The organism is Kineococcus endophyticus, from assembly GCF_040796495.1.
Taxonomy (GTDB): Bacteria; Actinomycetota; Actinomycetes; order Actinomycetales; family Kineococcaceae; genus Kineococcus; species Kineococcus endophyticus.
Map to the genome: position 1 here is coordinate 1 of NZ_JBFNQN010000021.1, position 17,605 is coordinate 17,605.

Here is a 17,605-nt window from a genome sequence, read left to right on the forward strand (position 1 = left end):
CAGCAACACCGAGCGCGCCCAGGCACTTGCCCCGTGGCTGGAGCACTACAACACTGGCCGCCGTCACAGCGCCCTCGGTGGCCTGCCCCCGATCAGCCGCCTGTCACCAACGTGATGGCTGGGTACAGCTAGGGTCGTCGGGAAAGCGCTGTCCACGGGTCGACGACCGCCCCGCCCCGCGGGGGCCGTCGAGCCGAGCCGTCCCGAGGAGCCCGAGCCGTCATGGTGACCACCACCCAGCCCGCCGCCCGCCGAGCCGTCCGCCGCGCCGTCGTCGTCGGCACCGGCGCGATCGCGCACTCCCACGTGCGGGCGCTGCGCGCGCTGGGCGATCGGGTGGAGGTGGTGGCCGCGGTGGACGTCGACGCCGACCGGGCCGCGGCCTTCGCCGCGGAGTGGTCCGTGCCGCGCACGGCCACCACGCTCACCGAGGTCCTCGCCGACGGGCCCGTGGACCTGGTCCACGTCTGCACCCCCCCGTCCTCCCACGTCGCCCTCTCGGAGGAGGCGCTGGCCGTGGGCGCCACCGTCGTCGTGGAGAAGCCCGTCGCCCTCTCCCTGGCCGAGACCGACCGCCTCCTCGACGCCGAGCGCGCCTCGTCGGGTTCCGTGGCCGTGGTCTCGCAGCACCGCTTCGGATCGGGGGTGCAGCGGTTGCGCGCGCTCGTGCAGGACGGTTCCCTCGGCCGCCCCCTCGTCACGACGTGCCTGACCCAGTGGTACCGCGCGGACGCCTACTTCCAGGTGCCGTGGCGCGGGACGTTCGCGCTCGAGGGCGGCGGCACCACGATGGGCCACGGCATCCACCAGATGGACGTCCTGCTGGCCGTCCTCGGGCCGTGGGAGGAGGTCAGCGCGATGGCCGCCCGCGGGTCGCGGCCGACGCAGACGGAGGAGGTGTCGGTCGCGACGGTGCGCTTCGCCGACGGCAGCCTGGCGAGCGTCGTGAACTCCGCCGTCTCCGTGCGCGAGACGACGGTCATGCGGTTCGACCTGGAGTTCGCGACGGTGGAACTCACCCACCTCTACGGCTACGGCGACGACGACTTCCGGGTGACCGCCGCGCCGGGCCACGAGGCCGCGGTCGAGGCGGCGTGGGCGCGGGAACCCCAGGGCGTCCCCTCCAGCCACCGGGCGCAGTTCCTCGACGTGCTCGACGCCCTCGACGGCGGCGGGGTTCCACCCGTCCCGCTCGCCGCGGCGCGCGACACCCTGGAACTCGTCGCCGCCGTCTACGAGTCCGCGTTCACGGGGAAGGCGGTGCGGCGCGGGCAGATCGACGCCGACGACCCGTTCTGGACGGCCATGGACGGCACCGGAGCGGTCTGGCGCTGAGAGGCGTCAGTTCAGCCAGTCGAGCGGGGACTGCGTCAGGGGTCGCCAGTCGACCTGGCCCCCGCCCAGCACCATGAGCAGCGCCGCGACGGCGATGAGGAGCAGGACGCCGATCGCGACCCCGGTCTCGCGTTCCCCGCGCAGCGTGCTGCGGATCGCCGTCCGCGTGCCGCGCTGGAGGGACCGCCCGCCCGGCCCGTGCCAGGCCACGAGGGTTCCGGCCAGGCCGCTCGCAGCGAGCGTCCACGGACCCTGGTAACCGCCGAGGGCGCCGTGCGTGAACGTGCCGAGGATGAACACGACGCTCACGCCGACGAGCAACGGGATGATCGCGGCGAACACCGTGGACAGCGCGGCGCGCAGGGCGTGCCACGGGGTGGCGGCCCCGACGGCGAGCGCGTCGGTCGAGCGGGGTCCGGCCTCCCAGCGACGGCGGAACAACCCCGCGGCGGCGCGGTCGACGGTGCGCGCGACGGTGCCGCCGACGAGGGCCAGCACGACCCCGGTGGCCGGCGCCACGGCGAAGACGCCGACGAGCGCGACCAGACCGGCCAGGATCGTCCAGGACCGTTGCGGACGGGCGGGTTCGCCGTTGGTGCCGAGCCGCGGCGCCTGCCCCGCGGGCTGACCCGCGGGGACGTGGGCCTGGGTCGCCCCGGCCGGTGCGGGGACGGGCTGCGGACCCCACGCGGGCCCGGGACCGGGGGCCTGCGGGATCCACCCGGGCGGGGCCTGCTGGACGGGCGGCCGGCGGTCCTGCGGTCCGGACTGCGGGAAGGGGGCCGTCGCCGGCGCGGGACGGACCGGGGGCAGCACGCTCGTGGCGTCCGCCGACGGCCCGGGGGCCGCGTCGCGGGCCTGCGGGCCCGTCGCGTGGGACTCGTCGGCGATGAGCGACTCGAAGCGCGACCGCGCCGCCTGCTCCGGTGGCACGGGTGGCACCGGGACGGCCGTCGTGCGCGCGCCGGGGTCCGCGCCGACGCCGTTGCGCACCTGCGGCCCGGTGGTCGCCCCGTCGAGCGCCCGCAGCAGGGCGTCCGGGTGGGGCCGGTGGGCCGGGTTGACGGCGAGCGCCGCGAGGACGGGACCGCGCAGGTCGGCGGGGACGTCGGACAGGTCGACGTCGGCGCGCCGGACGCGGTCGAGCACGACGGGCATGGGCCCGGTCCCGAAGGGCGGGCGCCCGCTGGCGGCGAAGGCGACCGTGGCCGCCCACCCCCACCAGTCGGTGGCCGGGGAGACGAGCCCGCCGGCGACCACCTCGGGCGAGAGGTAGCCGGGCGTGCCCATGACGAGGCCGGTCGAGGTGAGCCGGACGTCGTCGGCGACGTGGGCGATGCCGAAGTCGATGACGACGGGCAGGCCGTCGAGCAGGAGGACGTTGCTCGGCTTGAGGTCGCGGTGGACGACACCGGCGGCGTGGATGGCGTGCAGGGCCTCGGCCAGGCCGTGACCGAGGTCGCGCAACCGGCTGCCGCGCAACGGCCCCCGGGTCTGGACGACGTGCTCCAGGGAGGGGCCGGGGACGTAGCGGGTGACGAGGTGCGGCCAGGGCCCGTCGACGTCGGCCGCGATGACCTCGGCGACGCGCGGGGAGCGGACGCGCTCGAGCGTGGAGACCTCGCGGGCCAGGCGCTGGCGGGCCTGCGGGTCGGCGGCGATGTGCGGTTTGAGGACCTTGAGCGCGACGGCGCGGTGGTCGTCGTCCAGACCGAGGTAGACGATCCCCATGCCGCCCTGGCCGATCTCGCGGTCCAGCCGGTAGCTGCCCAGCTTCTCGCCCGGCGACGGGGCGAAGCCGTGCCCCGGCCAGCTCTGCGGCGGGGTGCGCTGCACGCGCAGCCCGTCGAGCTCGTCGGCCCGGTCGTGGGACCGGTCGTCGGGGCCGCCGGACCCACCCGCGTGACCACCGGATGGCACGGCGCGGGTGCGCGCGTCGCCCGAGGAGTGCGGGTAGGGGGTGACCACGACCCCACGGTACGGCAGGCGTCCGGGCCCGACCGGTCGCGCACGCCCTCTTCACACGCTGCGGACAGGTCCTCAGCCGGGCTTCAGGTACCCGGCCCCGGCGCGGTGGCCCGGGCTCGCGATCACGAGGGGTGCGGTCGGCGGGTGGTCGGTAGGGTCGGCGTGGCGATCGGAGCGAGGTCGCGAGCGATCGACCGAGGAGGACTCCCCGATGGCCGGCGACTACGACCTGGTGGTGGTGGCCAACCGGCTCCCCGTGGACCGGGTGGAGGAACCCGACGGTTCGACGACGTGGCGGCGCAGCCCGGGTGGGCTGGTGACGGCCCTGGAACCGGTGATGCAGCGCGAGGACGGCGCGTGGGTCGGCTGGGCGGGCGCGGCGGGCGACCCGCCGGAACCCTTCGACGCCGAGGGCGTGCGGTGCGTGCCCATCGGACTGTCGGCCGAGGAGGTCGAGGACTACTACGAGGGGTTCTCGAACGGCACGCTGTGGCCGCTCTACCACGACGTCATCGTCGCCCCCGGGTACCACCGCAGCTGGTGGGAGGCGTACGTCCGCGTCAACGAGCGCTTCGCCGCCGCGGCCGCCCTGCAGGCGTCCGAGGGCGCGACGGTCTGGGTGCAGGACTACCAGTTGCAGCTCGTGCCGCGCATGCTGCGGCGGCGCCGGCCGGACCTGTCGATCGGGTTCTTCAACCACATCCCGTTCCCGCCGTTCGAGATCTTCGCGCAGCTGCCGTGGCGCAAGGCGATCATCGACGGGCTGCTCGGGGCCGACCTCGTGGGTTTCCAGCGGGCGGCCGACGCCAGCAACTTCACGCGGGCGTGCCGACGGGCGTCGAACCTGCCCGCGCGCTCGGGCCGCATCCGGCTCGACGCCGAGGACGGCCGGGAGGTGCGCGCCGCGTCGTTCCCGATCTCCATCGACTTCGGCGCCCTCGACGACCTGGCCCAGCGCGAGGACGTCAAGGCCCGCGCGGCGGAGATCCGGCGCGACCTCGGCAACCCCGAGCACGTCCTGCTGGGGGTCGACCGGCTCGACTACACCAAGGGGATCCTGCACCGCCTCAAGGCCTTCGAGGAACTCCTCGACGACGGCAAGGTCGAGGTCGGGGAGGCCTCGCTCATCCAGGTCGCCACGCCCTCGCGCGAACGCGTCGAGCAGTACATCCAGCTGCGCCAGGACGTCGAGGTCACCGTGGGCCGCATCAACGGCACGCACGGGACCATCGGGAACACCGCCGTGCACTACCTGCACCACTCCTACGGCAAGGAGGAGATGGCGGCGCTGTTCCTGGCCGCCGACGTCATGCTCGTCACCGCGCTGCGGGACGGCATGAACCTCGTGGCCAAGGAGTACGTGGCCTCGCGGCACGACGAACGCGGCGTGCTCGTGCTCTCGGAGTTCACGGGGGCCGCCGACGAGCTCGGCCAGGCGCTCATGGTGAACCCGCACGACATCGACGGGCTCAAGGACACGATCGTGCGGGCGCTGCGGATGTCCCCGCGCGAGGCCGGCCGCCGGATGCGCGCCCTGCGCCGCCGGGTCGGCGACCACGACGTGCAGCGCTGGGCGGCCTCGTTCCTGCAGGCGCTCGCCGAGCACCACCGGACGCCGGCGTCGGCGTCGGTCGCCCAGGCGGCGGACGCGGACGGGGCGGCGTCGTGAGCGGCCTGGAGGAGGCGCTGGGACGCTTCGCCGCCCTCGACCGGGTGCTCGTGGCCCTCGACTTCGACGGTGTGCTGTCCCCCATCGTCGACGAGCCGTCGGCGGCGCGGCCGCGGCCGGAGGCCGCGGCCGCCCTGGAGCGGCTCGTCGCCACCACGGACGTGGCCCTCGTCTCCGGCCGCGACCTCGACGACCTGCGCGCGTGCGCGTCTCCCCCGGCCGCCGTCGTGCTCGTCGGCGGCCACGGGACCCAGAGCTCGCTCGAGGGTGCCGCGGGCGGGCAGAGCCTCAGCGAGGGCGAGTCCGCGCTGTTGGCGCGGCTCGGCGCCGAGCTCGACCGCCTCGCCGACGGCGTGGACGGCGTGCACGTGGAGCGCAAACCCATGTCGGCCGTCCTGCACACCCGCCGCGCCGCGCGCCCCGACGCCGAACGTGTCACGGCGGCCGCCCTCGCCGGGCCGGCGACCTGGGACGGCGTGCACGCGTTGCGTGGCAAGGAGGTCGTCGAGCTGGGCGCCGTGGAACTCGGCAAGGGCGCCGGCCTCCTGCGCCTGCGCGACCGGCTGTCGGCCGACGGCCCCGCCGTCGACGCCGTGCTGTTCGCCGGGGACGACGTGACGGACGAGAACGCGTTCGCCGCCCTCGACCCGGCGGCCGGGGACCTGACGGTGAAGGTCGGGGACGGCGAGACCGCCGCCGCCTTCCGGGTCGACGGCCCGCCGGACGTCGCCGCCCTGCTGCACCGCCTCGCCGACCTCCGCTCCTCCTGACCGTCCGCTCCCGGCTCCCCCCTCCCTCGTGGAAAACACTCTTTCCGCCCTTCGAGAGCACTCTCGAGGGGCGGAAAGAGTGTTTTCCACGAGGGGCCGTGACGAGTGGTGACGGTGGGTGGCGGGGCCGGTCAGCGCTGGAGGGTCGTCCGGAGCCAGGCCTCGACGTTGGCGACGTGCAGCAGGGCGGCGGCGTGGGCGCGTTCGCGGTCCCCGTCGCGCACGGCGGCGTAGATCGCGGCGTGCTCGTCGATCGTGCGCTGGCGGGAGTCCGCGACCGTCAGCGCCCGCCAGACGCGGGCCCGGACCGTGGCCCCGGAGATCCCGCGCAGGATCGCGGCCAGCGCCCCGTTGCCGCTCGCGGCCGCGACGGCGGCGTGGAACTGCTCGTCGTGCGCGACGAGACCCTCCTCGTCGTCGGCGTCCTCCATGCAGCGCAGGTGGTGTGCGACCAGCTCGAGCCCGGCCTCGTCCGTGCGGGCCGCGGCGAGCGCGGTGGCCTGGGGCTCGACCAGCCGGCGGCACTCCATGATCGCCAGGAGGTGCTCGTCGGCCATGAGGTCGACGGCGTCGGCGATGCCGGTGAAGAGGCGGTCCGGGGTCAGGCTCGTGACGTAGGTGCCGTCACCGCGGCGGACCTCCAGCACCCCGGCGGTGGCCAGGGCCCGGACGGCCTCGCGCAGCCCGGAGCGCGAGACGCCGAGCTGTTCGGACAGGGCCGCCTCGGCGGGCAGCCGCTGTCCGGGGCGCAGGTCGCCGCGCATGATGAGTTCGCGCACCCGCTCGATGGCGGCCTCCGTCAGCGGAGCGGCCACGCCCACCTCCAGCCCTCGCCGGCGCGCAGCCGGTCCCGTGGTCCTCGTGAGGACCGACCCGGCGGCCGGTCCCGGCTCATTGTGCCCCGACGGCAGCGGCCCTAGACATCTGATGTCTGGACGGTTACGTTCGACCTCAATCGACCGACCCGTCCTGCAGGAGCGCCCGGCCACCGACCGCCCCCACCCGACGCCCGCACCGCGGGCGCGCACCACCCCGTCGCACGCCCACCGCAGCGCGCGCGACCTCCCCCCGGCCCGTCCCGGACACTCCCCCGGAGTTCCGCGCTCGACGACCGCGAGGGAGTCGTCAGATGCCTGGAGGAACCCTTGCCCACCCCCGCCGTCGTCACGAGCCTGGACGTCCACGACGTCCGGTTCCCCACCTCCGAGCACCTCGACGGCTCGGACGCCATGAACCCCGAACCGGACTACTCCGCGGCGTACGCCGTCCTGCGCACCGACGCCGGTGACGGGCACGAGGGGCACGCCCTCGCCTTCACGACGGGCCGCGGCAACGACCTGCAGACCGCCGCGATCCACGCGCTGGCGCCGTTCGTCGTGGGACGCCGCGTCGACGAGGTCCTCGGCGACCTCGGGGCGTTCTCGAAGGAGATGGTCCACGAACCCCAGCTGCGCTGGCTCGGCCCGGAGAAGGGCGTCGTGCAGATGGCGGTCGGCGCGGTGCTCAACGCGGCCTGGGACCTGCGCGCCAAGCGCGCCGGGCAGCCCCTCTGGCGGCTCCTGGCCCACCTGGACCCCGAGGAGATCGTCTCCCTCGTCGACTTCCGCTGGCTCACCGACGCCATGACGCAGAAGCAGGCCCTCGACCTGCTGCGCCGCGCCGTCCCCGGCCGCGCCGAACGCGAGGCCGAACTCCTGCGCGTCGGGTACCCCGCGTACACGACGACCCCCGGCTGGCTGGGGTACTCCGACGACAAGCTCGCGCGGCTGGCCAAGCAGGCCGTCGCCGACGGGTTCACCCAGATCAAGCTCAAGGTGGGCGCCGACCTCGAGGACGACGTGCGCCGCATGCAGGTCGCCCGGGCCGCCGTCGGCGAGGAGATCCGCATCGCGGTCGACGCGAACCAGCGCTGGGACGTGGGCGACGCGATCACGTGGATGCGGGCGCTCGCCCCGTACGACCCGTACTGGATCGAGGAACCCACCAGTCCCGACGACGTCCTCGGGCACGCCACCGTCCGCCGTGCCCTGCACCCCATCAAGGTCGCGACGGGTGAGCACGTCGCGAACCGCGTCGTGTTCAAGCAGCTCCTGCAGGCCGGCGCCGTCGACGTCGTGCAGATCGACGCCGCCCGCGTCGCGGGGGTCAACGAGAACCTCGCGATCCTCCTCCTCGCCGCCCACCACGGGGTTCCCGTCTGCCCGCACGCCGGCGGCGTCGGGTTGTGCGAGATGGTGCAGCACCTGTCGATGGCCGACTACGTCAGCATCTCCGGGACGTGGACCGACCGGGTCGTCGAGCACGTCGACCACCTGCACGAGCACTTCACCACCCCGGTGCAGCTGGAGAACGGCCGCTACCGCGCGCCCCTGGCCCCCGGCGGGGGCGGGGAGATGCTGGCCACCTCCGTCGCCGAGCACTCCTTCCCCGACGGGCCCGTCTGGGTGGCCCGCCGCGCCCCCGAAGCCGTCGCCGCAGAGGGGATCCTCGCGTGAGCGCCACCCATCTCGCCGCCCGGTACCACCGCGCCGGGGACGTCCACGCCGAGCGGGTGGAACGCCGGGAACCCCGCGCCGGGGAGGTCGAGATCGCCCCGCTGTTCACCGGGATCTGCGGGACCGACCTGCACATCGCGGCCGGCCACATGGACGCCCGCGTGAGCACCCCAGCCGTCATCGGGCACGAGACCGTCGGCACCGTCAGCGCCCTCGGGGAGGGGGTTTCCGGCTGGTCCGTCGGCGACCTCGTCACCGTCGTGCCGCTGCGCCCGGACTCCACGTGCGCGACGTGCCGCAACGGGTTCTCCCACGTGTGCGACCACCTCGACTTCCTCGGCATCGACTCCCCCGGCGCCCTCGCCGAGCACTGGGTCGTGCCCGAGCACACCCTCGTCCGGGTGCCCGACGGGACGGACCCCCGGGACGCCGCCCTGCTCGAACCCACGTCCGTCGCCGTGCACGACGTGCGGCGTTCCCGGTTGCAGGCCGGCGAGTTCGCCGCCGTCGTCGGCGGGGGTCCGGTGGGCCTGCTCATCGCCCTCGTCGCGCGCCGCACCGGCGCCGAGGTCGTCCTGTCCGAACCCGACCCCACGCGCCGTGACCTCGCGGCGAAGCTCGGGCTCGAGGTCGTCGACCCGGTGACGCAGGACCTGTCCGCCCTCACCCGCGAACGCACCGGCGGGGCCGGCGCGGCCGTCGCGTTCGAGGTGTCCGGGTCCGCCCCGGGGTTGACCGCCGCGATCGGTGCGCTCGCCGTGCGCGGCCGGCTCTGCCTCGTCGGGATCCACGCGGCGCCGCGCGAGATCGACCTGCACCCGTTCTTCTGGCGCGAACTCGAACTCCTCGGGGCCCGCCTCTACGAACGCGGCGACGTCGAGGAGGCCGTCCGGCTCGTCGCCGCCGGGGAACTGCCCGTCGCCGACCTCGTCTCCCACGTCCTGCCGCTGTCCCGCGTCGACGAGGCGTTCGCGGCGCTGGCCGAGGGCGGGGCCGTCAAGGTCCTCGTCGACTGCCGCCCGGAGGGTCGGGCGTGAGCGGTCCGTTCGACCTCACGGGCCGCCTGGCCGTCGTCACCGGTGCGAGCCGGGGCATCGGGCGGGCGTGCGCGGTCGCCCTCGCCCGGGCCGGCGCCGACGTCATCGGCGTCGCGACGCAACCCCCGGAGGGCGAGACCGCCGAGGAGGTGCGCGCGACGGGTCGTTCCTACGAGGCGCTCGGCTGCGACTTCGCCGACGCCACCGCCGTCGCCGCGCTCGGCGACCTCCTCGCCGGCCGCGGGGTGGACGTGCTGGTGAACAACGCCGGGACGATCCGCCGCACCCCCGCCGCGGACCACCCGCAGGCGGACTTCGACCACGTGCTGCAGGTGAACCTCACGAGCCAGTTCACGCTGACGCAGCGCGTCGGGGCGTCGATGCTCGAACGCGGCCACGGCAAGGTCGTGTTCACCGCGTCGCTGCTGAGCTTCCAGGGCGGCGTGAACGTCCCCGGGTACACCGCGTCCAAGCACGCGGTCGCAGGCCTCACGCGCGCCCTCGCGAACGAGTGGGCCCCGCGCGGTGTGAACGTCAACGCCGTCGCCCCCGGGTACGTCGTGACCGACAACACCGCCGCCCTGCGCGCCGACCCGGACCGCTCCCGCGCTCTGCTGGAACGGATCCCGGCCGGCCGCTGGGCGACACCGGAGGACATCGCCGGCCCCGTGGTGTTCCTCGCCAGCCCCGCCGCGGACTACGTGCACGGAGTCGTGCTCGCCGCGGACGGGGGGTGGCTCTCCCGCTGAGGCGGTGGGTGCACTGCGGTGCGTTCCGACACTTCCGAGGGCCCCTCAGGTGTCGGAACGCACCGCAGTGACCGAGTGGTACGTTCCGACCCACTCGCGAGACGCGGGCGGGTCGGAACGTACCGATCGCGGGTCAGGCCGCGGGCGAAGCCTGCAGCACGTATTCCGTCCCCGCGGTCGCCGTCCACGCGAGCTCGCCGTCGCCCTTCGCGACGAGTTCACCCTCGGCCGTGGTCACGGTGACGTTCGTCCGCTGCACGCGGACGGTGAGCTCGCCGTCCTGCCCGGCGACGACGCGCCCACCGGCGAGGGTCCCGTCGGCCCAGCTCAGGTCGACGGTGTGACCGCCGCGGGCCCGCAGCCCACGCACCGAACCCGAGGTCCAGGCGGGCGGCAGCGCGGGGAGCAGGTCGAGCCCGCCGTCGTGCCCCTGCAGCAGCGTCTCGGCGATGCCGGCGACGACACCGAAGTTCCCGTCGATCTGGAAGATCGCGTTGCCCGGCCAGTCGCTGTGCGGGTGCAGGTCGAGCAGCGAGTCGGACATGAGGTCCTCGACGAGGACGCGCAGGTGCTCCTGCGCGGCGGCCCCGTCCCCGAACCGGGCCGACAACCCGACGACCCACGACCGGCTCCAGCCGGTGTGGCCGCCGCCGTGGCTCAGACGGCCCTCGAGCGAGCGGCGGGAGGCGGCGAGCAGGTCCGGGGTCCGGCGGCGCGTCGTGCTCGTCCCCGGGAACACCCCGTACAGGTGCGAGACGTGCCGGTGGCCGGGTTCAGCCGACTCCAGACCGGGACCCCACTCCTGGAGCACACCGTCGACGACGGCGGGACCGGCGAGCCGGGGCAGCGCCGCCCGGACCTCCTGCGCGAACTCGTCGTCGTCCTCGCCCGCGCGGGCCAGCAGGTCGAGGTAGTGGGTGAACACCTCACGCGTCAGTTCCCGGTCCATCGTCGCCCCCGCCGTCACGGCGGCCGACGACCCGTCCGGCAGCAGGAACGAGTTCTCCGGCGACGTCGAGGGGCTCGGCAGCAGGCTCCCCTCGGAATCCTCGACGAGGAGGTCCAGGGCCGCGGCCGCGGCCGCCCGGTGGACCGGGAGGGCCACGTCGCGGACGAAACCGTCCGCGGCGGAGCCGAAGTCGACGTGGTCGTAGGTGTGGGCCGCGAGCCACGGCAGAGCCGAGGGCCAGTTCGACCAGAACGGCCGGCCCTGCACGGCCCGGGAGAACCGCCACACGTCGGTGTTGTGGTGGACGATCGCGCCGCGGGCCCCGTAGTCCAGGCGGGCCGTCTCCTGGCCGGCCTCGGCCAGGTCGCGGGCGAGCTCGAACAGCGGGGTGTGCAGCTCGGCGACCCCCGTCGTCTCGGCCGCCCAGTAGTTCATCGTGACGTTGATGTTCGTCGTGTAGTTGCTGCTCCACCCGGGGCGGACGTCGGTGTTCCAGATGCCCTGCAGGTTCGCGGCCTGCGTCCCCGGGCGGGACGAGGCGACGAGCAGGTAGCGGCCGAGGTCGAACACCTGCTGGGCCACGGCGACGTCGGCCTCGTGGCCCGGCGCGGCCTGCACGTCGAGGTCGACGCGGTCGAACCACCGCCGGTGCTCCGCCGTCGTCCGCTCGCGCAGGTCGGCGGTCGGGACACCGGCGGCCGCGAGCACCTGCTCGCGGGCCTGTGCGGCCAGCGCCTCGAGGTCGGCCGACGGGCGCGCGTTCCAGCCACGGAACCCCGTGACGACGGTCGCGGTGAGGCGCGCGGTGCTTCCCTCCCCGTGCACGAGGGCGGCGACGGCGAAACCACCCCCGCGCGCGACGGTGCCGTCGGCGTCGGGGACGTCGTCGGCGTACCGGACGGGGTCGTCGTCCGGCACGTAGTTCGGGATGACGGTGGCGGGCACCCGCCCCGCGGCGAGCACGAGGGTTCCGCCCGCCGTCTCCTCCACGCGGTGCAGGCCGAGCGGGTGCGGGCTGGTGAAGTCCACCGCGGGCAGGGCCCCGCCGTCCCAGCCGGTCGTGGCGACGAGGACGCTCGGGTCCGGGGCGACGAACGCCTCCAGCGCGTGGTCGGTACTGCCGCGGCGGTACCGCGTCGAGGACACCGCGGCGGCGAGGTCGAGGTCGCGCGCGTACTCCGCCACGTCCTCCCCCGCCCCCGCGTCGTACGACCAGCTGAGCCGGCCGACGGGCTGGTAGGACTCGGTGTACCCGTCGGCGTGCAGCTGCAGCGCCAGTTCGTCCGCGCGGTGGTGGTCCCCCGCCGCGACCGCCTCGCGCAGGGCGGGCAGGACGTGGGCGGCCCCGCCGTCGGTGCGGGGTTCCAGGGGGCCGCCGGACCACAGGGTGTCGGCGTTGAGGTCGAACGTCTCGGTCCCGACACCCCCGGAGGCGGTGACCCCCAACCGCCCGTCCCCCAGCAGGAACGCGTCGGCGAAGCGGCTCGCCGGTCGGTCGCAGCGCAGGACGTGCCGGGGGGCGGGCTGGTGGGTCATGTCTCTCCGTACGTGGTGGTGGATCCGGACGCTCGACCGGGGGTCACTTCGAGGCGTCGTACGCCTTCTGTTGGATCTCCAGGTACCGCGGAAGACCCGTGGACTGCAACTCCTCGACGTAGGACGTCCACGCGCCGTCGTCGTTCACGTCGCGGCTGCCCGTGATGAACTCGGCGCTGGCCTGGGCGACGAGGTTGTCGATGTTCGTCGTGAGCTCGGCCACCTCCGCGGACTCCTCCTGCGGCACCCAGACCGACCAGTACGGGAACACCTGGTCCTGCGGCACGTGGGGCTCGTAGAGCTTGCTGGCCGCGTAGAGCATACGCTCGTAGCCGTCCGCGGGCTGGACCTGGGCGTTGCGGAACTCGGCGTTCTCGTTGTACTGCGCCAGTGCGCCCCAGCCGTCGTTGGCCGGCTTCACGTTGGGGTCCGTCTCGGGGATGCGGGCGATGGGAGTGAGGGTCTCGTCGAGCGCGGTTTCGCCGGGCTCGGGCTTGAACCAGTCCTTGCCCTCGATGCCGAACTCGGCCCGCAGGTGCTGGTCCTGGGGGAACATGTGGTCGAGCATCTTGATCGCGGCGACCTGCTCGTCCTCGCTGGCCTTGTTGGTCAGCGCGAACGTGGCGCCGGGCATGCTCGGCAGGTTGTAGGACGCGTACTGGACCCCCTTCGGGCCCTTGAGCGGCGCCAGGGCCTGGTAGGCCTCGTCACGGCCGTCATCCTGGTAGGTGGTGACGAAGATCCCGGAGTGCAGGGCGGTCGCGGCGCCGATGAGCGGGGCCTCCGCGTTGTCGCCCTTGGCGATCAGGGCGTCTCGGTTCTGGGTGAAGGCACCGGGGTCGATCAACCCTGCGTCGTACATCTTGTTCATGAACGCGAGGGCATCCCGGTAAGCGTCCTGCTGCGCCTGCAGCGTCACCTTGCCGTCCTGCAGGGCCAGGGTCGAGGGGAAGGTGGCGCTGCCCTGCGGGTCGTAGAGGAAGGCGTTGGCGAAGTACGGCAGCAAGAGGTCGTCCACGCTGGAGGTCAGCGGGATCTCGTCGGCCTTGCCGTTGCCGTTGGGGTCCTGGGTCTTGAAGGCCATCATGACGTCGAAGAACTCGTCCGTCGTCGTGGGCATCTGCAGGTTCAGCTTCTTCAGCCACTCGGTGTTGATCCACAGCTTGGCCTGGTAGCTGCAGTGGAAGCAGTCGTTCCACTGCGGCAGACCGTAGATCTTGCCGTCGGGCGCGGTGGCGAGGTCCTTGAAACCCGGGAAGTCCGCGAACGCCTGCTTGATGTTCGGAGCGTTCTGATCGATGAGGTCGTTCAACGGCTGCAGGACGCCCTGCTGGCCGTAGCGCAGGAGGTCCTGCTGGGAGAACTGGTCCACCCACGGGATCATGAGGAAGACCTCGGGGTAGTCCCCGCCGGCGAGCTGGATGCGGCGCGCCTCGGCGGCCGTCGACCCGTCGTACGTCGTGGTCTGCCAGTCGAACGTGTACCCGGTGAGCTCCTCCATCTCCTTCGAGAAGGAGTTCGTCTTCAGGTCGGTGTCGGGGCCCTGGGCGGCGAAGATCGAGAGGTTGTCCGCGTCGCCCGGGTCGTCGCCGCCGGAGCAGGCGGTCGTCGCGAACAGCGTCACTGCGGCCAGGCCGACGGCGAGCGTGCGGGCACGGGAGCGGAACCGGCTGGGACTGGACATGGGGATCCCTTCGAGGGGCGGTGACGACGGCGTCACCGGAGCGGACGGGAGGGTCGAGCGGGGTTCAGCCCTTGACGGCGCCGACGAGGATGCCCTTGGTGAAGTAGCGGGCCACGAACGGGTAGACGAGCAGCAGCGGCACCGTCGCGATGACGATGAGGGAGTACTTCAGGAGGTTCGCCAGCTGCTGGCGTTCCATCATCGCGGCGGCGTCGGTGCTGCCCCCGGAGGTGTTGAGCACGAGGATGTTGCGCAGGACGATCTGCAGCGGCGCCAGGTCGGGGTCGCGCAGGTACAGCAGGGCGTCGAAGTAGGAGTTCCACTGGGCGATGCCGTACATGAGCGCGATGACGGCGATGAGCGGTTTGGCCAGCGGCAGGACGACCGTGAAGAGGATCCGCAGGTCGCTGGCCCCGTCGATCGCGGCGGCCTCGTGCAGCTCCTCGGGGATCGAGGACCGCAGGAACGCGATCGCGATGATGACCTGCCACACCCCGATCGCCTGCGGCAGCAGCAGCGCGCCACGGGTGTCGAGCAGACCCAGGGCCTGCACCACGAGGTAGGTCGGGATGATGCCGCCGGCGAAGAGCATCGTGAAGACGACGGCCTTGGTGATGACCGTCCGGCCCCACAGGTCCGGCCGGGACAGCGGGTAGGCGATCATGATGGTCAGGGTCACGCTGATCGCCGCGCCGGCCAGGGTGTAGAAGACCGAGTTGGCGAAGCCGGTGAGGATGGCCGAGTTGGACAGCGCCACCTCGTACCCGCGCAGGGTGGGGTCGACGGGCCAGAGGAACACCCGCCCGGCCGACACCGCCGCCGGCGAGCTGAACGAGCTCGCCACGATATAGACGAGCGGCACCAGCACGATGACGAGGGCCGTCACCAGCAGGACGTAGACGCCGACCATGAAGACCTTGTCGACGGCCGGGTCCTTGACCTGCCGCGCGCGGTGCACCTGCTGCGGCCCTCGGGTCCGCCGCCGCGGTTCCGTCGTCGTCCCGCTCACCACAGACCACTCCCCGTGACTCGTTTGGCGACCTTGTTGACCGTCAGCAGCAGCACGAGGTTGATGACGGAGTTGAACAGGCCGATGGCGCTCGCCAGGCTGAAGTCGGCGTTGATGAGCCCGACCTTGTACGTGTAGGTCGCGATCACCTCGGACTGCGACAGGTTGAGCGGGTTCTGCAGCAGGAACGCCTTCTCGAACCCCAGCGACATGACGTTGCCGACGCCGAGGATGAGGATGATGACGGCGGTGGGCGCGATGCCCGGCAGGTCGACGTTGATGATCTTCTGCAGCCGGTTCGCGCCGTCGACGCGCGCGGCCTCGTAGAGCGTCGGGTCGATGCCCGCCAGCGCCGCGAGGTAGATGACGGCCGAGTAGCCCGCCGTCTGCCACACGTCCGTCCAGACGTAGATGTGCCGGAAGGCGTTCGGGTCGCCCAGGATGTTCGGGTCGTCGGCGCCGAAGAAGCCGAAGACGTCCGACATCAGGCCGATCCGCGGCGACAGGATGAGGATCGTCATCGAGACGATGATCACCGTGGAGATGAAGAACGGCGCGTAGGTGACGAGCTGCACGGTCTTGGCGAAGAAGCGCAGCCGCACCTCGTTGATGGCCAGCGCCAGGATGATCGGGATCGGGAAGCCCGCCAGGACGGCGTAGACGGACAGCAGGAACGTGTTGGACACGATGCGCCCGAACACGGGGTTGTCGAAGAAGCGCTGGAAGTTGGCCAGGCCGACCCAGTCGCTGCCCCAGATGCCGTCCACCACGTTGTACTGCTTGAACGCGATGACGGCGTTGACCATCGGGACGTACTTGAAGACGACGAACCACAGCAGCGGGACCGACAGCATGACGTAGAGCTGCCAGTGCCGGCGCAGGCTGCGACGGGCCGCCGAGGGCGCCCGGGTGCTGGTGCCGGCCGCGTCCGCGACCTTCCCGGGCCGCAAGGGGGTCAGCGCCACGACGACGACCCATTCATCAGACCACTGGAACCGGCCGCGGCGTGCTGTGCACCGGCACAACGCTGACCGCCGCCGAAGTTCGCGTGCACGAGCACAGCGCCTCCTCATCGAGTACGTCAGGCGGGATTGGCTGCGACCGTATTCGTCAGATGTTTGGGGTGTCAAGGCACAGCGGCACTTGGTGCCACACACAGGAACGGCCGCCCGTGGGTGCGGACGGCCGTTCCAGGGGTGGGTGGGTCAGCGCGCGGTGGTCGCGGCCTTCTCGCGCTGGCGCCGGACGTACGCGCGCGCCCACGGGTCGGCGAAGCGGGCGAGCACCGGGCCGAGCACGGCCATGACCAGCACGTAGGCCGCGGCGAGCGCCGCGAGCCGGGCGTCGACACCGGCGGCCGTCGCGAGCCCGGCGATGACGATGGAGAACTCCCCGCGCGGGATGAGGGCGGCCCCGGCACGGATCCGCCCGGGGACCGCGATGCCCGCGCGACGGGCGGCCACCCACCCCGTCACGAGCTTGGTGACGACGCCCACGACGACGAGGACGAGGGCGGGCAGCAGGACCGGCGGCAGCGAACTGGGGTCGGTGGACAGGCCGAAGGAGACGAAGAAGACCGCCGCGAACAGGTCTCGCAGCGGTTCGAGGCGGTGGTGCGCCTCCGGTGCGAGGTCGTTGGACAGGCTGATCCCCAGCAGGAACGCGCCCACGGCGGCCGAGACGTGGAGCTGCTCGGCCACCCCGGCGACGAGCAGCGCCAGGCCCAGCACGCGCAGCAGGGTCACCTCGCCGGAGCCACCGGAGACGAACTTGGAGATGACCGAGCCCCAGCGCAGCGCGACGACGAGCGCGACGGCCAGGCAGGCGAGGGCGATGAGCACCGACCCGGTCGCCTCCCAGACCCCCGAGGCGGCGAGGACCGCGGTGAGGATCGGCAGGTAGACCGCCATCCCCAGGTCCTCCAGCACGAGGATGCCCAGGACGGACGGGGTCTCCCGGTTGCCCAGGCGGCCGAGGTCGGCGAGGACCTTGGCCACGATGCCCGAGGAGCTGACGGCCGTGATGCCGAACATCGCCAGCGCCCCGACCGGCCCGAAGCCCAGCAGGAGCCCGAACGCGGCGCCGGGCAACCCGTTGAGCAGCAGGTCGAGCACGCCGACGGGCGCCTGCCGTCGCAGGTTGCCCAGCAGGTCCCCCGCGGAGTACTCCAACCCCAGCAGGAGCAGGAGCATGACGACGCCGATCTCGGACGCGGCGTCGAGGAACCCCTCGGGGGCGTTCAGCGGGACGACGCCGCCGGCCCCGAACGCGAGCCCGGCCAGCAGGTACAGCGGGACCGGGGAGATGCCCAGCCGGCCGGCGAGGCGACCGACGAGACCGAGCCCGAAGATGACCGCACCGAGCTCGATGAGCAGAGCAGCGGTGTGCACCTGTTCCAGACCCG

At 73.3% G+C, this 17,605-nt stretch carries 14 protein-coding genes; 7 read left to right on the top strand and 7 right to left on the bottom strand.

Annotated elements, in window-relative coordinates; genetic code table 11:
• A partial coding sequence (locus AB1207_RS23200) for an integrase core domain-containing protein (protein ID WP_367636920.1) occupies positions 1–115 on the top strand: 115 nt, incomplete at its 5' end.
• Between the two features lie 107 nt (positions 116–222).
• Positions 223–1,335 carry a Gfo/Idh/MocA family protein gene (locus tag AB1207_RS23205; protein WP_367641087.1) on the top strand — a complete coding sequence of 371 codons (1,113 nt, stop codon included), beginning with the start codon at positions 223–225 and terminating at the stop codon, positions 1,333–1,335.
• Between the two features lie 6 nt (positions 1,336–1,341).
• On the opposite strand, the gene AB1207_RS23210 is transcribed toward AB1207_RS23205, so the two are convergent.
• Positions 1,342–3,303: a protein kinase domain-containing protein gene (locus AB1207_RS23210; protein ID WP_367641089.1), complete on the bottom strand. Its 1,962-nt coding sequence runs from the start codon at positions 3,301–3,303 to the stop codon at positions 1,342–1,344.
• A 211-nt stretch (positions 3,304–3,514) separates the two neighbouring features.
• Between AB1207_RS23210 and AB1207_RS23215 the strand changes: the two genes are divergently transcribed.
• Both AB1207_RS23215 and otsB read left to right on the top strand, forming a co-directional pair.
• Complete coding sequence (locus AB1207_RS23215) at positions 3,515–4,972, top strand: alpha,alpha-trehalose-phosphate synthase (UDP-forming) (protein ID WP_367641091.1); 1,458 nt, start codon at positions 3,515–3,517, stop codon at positions 4,970–4,972.
• Positions 4,969–5,742, top strand: coding sequence for a trehalose-phosphatase (gene otsB, locus AB1207_RS23220; protein ID WP_367641093.1), 774 nt, complete (start codon positions 4,969–4,971; stop codon positions 5,740–5,742). Before AB1207_RS23215 ends, otsB begins: the two co-directional genes overlap by 4 nt.
• Before the next feature lie 131 nt (positions 5,743–5,873).
• Here the strand turns inward: otsB and AB1207_RS23225 are convergent, their stop codons facing one another.
• Positions 5,874–6,557, bottom strand: coding sequence for a FadR/GntR family transcriptional regulator (locus tag AB1207_RS23225; protein WP_367641094.1), 684 nt, complete (start codon positions 6,555–6,557; stop codon positions 5,874–5,876).
• A 330-nt stretch (positions 6,558–6,887) separates the two neighbouring features.
• Here AB1207_RS23225 and AB1207_RS23230 point away from each other — a divergent pair, with 330 nt between their 5' ends.
• Genes AB1207_RS23230 through AB1207_RS23240 form a run of 3 tightly spaced genes read left to right on the top strand, consistent with a single transcriptional unit; the run spans position 6,888 to position 10,023 of the window.
• Positions 6,888–8,237, top strand: coding sequence for an enolase C-terminal domain-like protein (locus AB1207_RS23230; protein ID WP_367641095.1), 1,350 nt, complete (start codon positions 6,888–6,890; stop codon positions 8,235–8,237).
• Positions 8,234–9,274, top strand: coding sequence for a zinc-dependent alcohol dehydrogenase (locus AB1207_RS23235; RefSeq protein ID WP_367641097.1), 1,041 nt, complete (start codon positions 8,234–8,236; stop codon positions 9,272–9,274). The genes AB1207_RS23230 and AB1207_RS23235 overlap by 4 nt, the downstream gene beginning before the upstream one ends.
• A complete protein-coding gene (locus tag AB1207_RS23240; protein ID WP_367641098.1) occupies positions 9,271–10,023 on the top strand; it encodes an SDR family oxidoreductase in 753 nt (250 codons plus the stop codon). The genes AB1207_RS23235 and AB1207_RS23240 overlap by 4 nt, the downstream gene beginning before the upstream one ends.
• A 133-nt stretch (positions 10,024–10,156) precedes the next feature.
• On the opposite strand, the gene AB1207_RS23245 is transcribed toward AB1207_RS23240, so the two are convergent.
• The 5 genes from AB1207_RS23245 to AB1207_RS23265 form a co-directional block, all read right to left on the bottom strand.
• Positions 10,157–12,508, bottom strand: coding sequence for a glycosyl hydrolase family 95 catalytic domain-containing protein (locus tag AB1207_RS23245; protein ID WP_367641100.1), 2,352 nt, complete (start codon positions 12,506–12,508; stop codon positions 10,157–10,159).
• A gap of 43 nt (positions 12,509–12,551) precedes the next feature.
• Entirely contained in the window at positions 12,552–14,192 is a 1,641-nt protein-coding gene (locus AB1207_RS23250) for a type 2 periplasmic-binding domain-containing protein (protein WP_367641101.1), read from the bottom strand.
• A gap of 64 nt (positions 14,193–14,256) precedes the next feature.
• A complete protein-coding gene (locus AB1207_RS23255; protein ID WP_367641164.1) occupies positions 14,257–15,102 on the bottom strand; it encodes a carbohydrate ABC transporter permease in 846 nt (281 codons plus the stop codon).
• A 95-nt stretch (positions 15,103–15,197) separates the two neighbouring features.
• The gene (locus AB1207_RS23260; RefSeq protein WP_437179012.1) at positions 15,198–16,151 is read right to left on the bottom strand and encodes an ABC transporter permease; all 954 of its coding nucleotides are present in this window, start codon (positions 16,149–16,151) and stop codon (positions 15,198–15,200) included.
• Between the two features lie 255 nt (positions 16,152–16,406).
• Positions 16,407–17,591, bottom strand: a complete 1,185-nt coding sequence (locus AB1207_RS23265; protein ID WP_367641103.1) for a cation:proton antiporter — start codon at positions 17,589–17,591, stop codon at positions 16,407–16,409.
• Positions 17,592–17,605 lie beyond the last annotated feature (14 nt).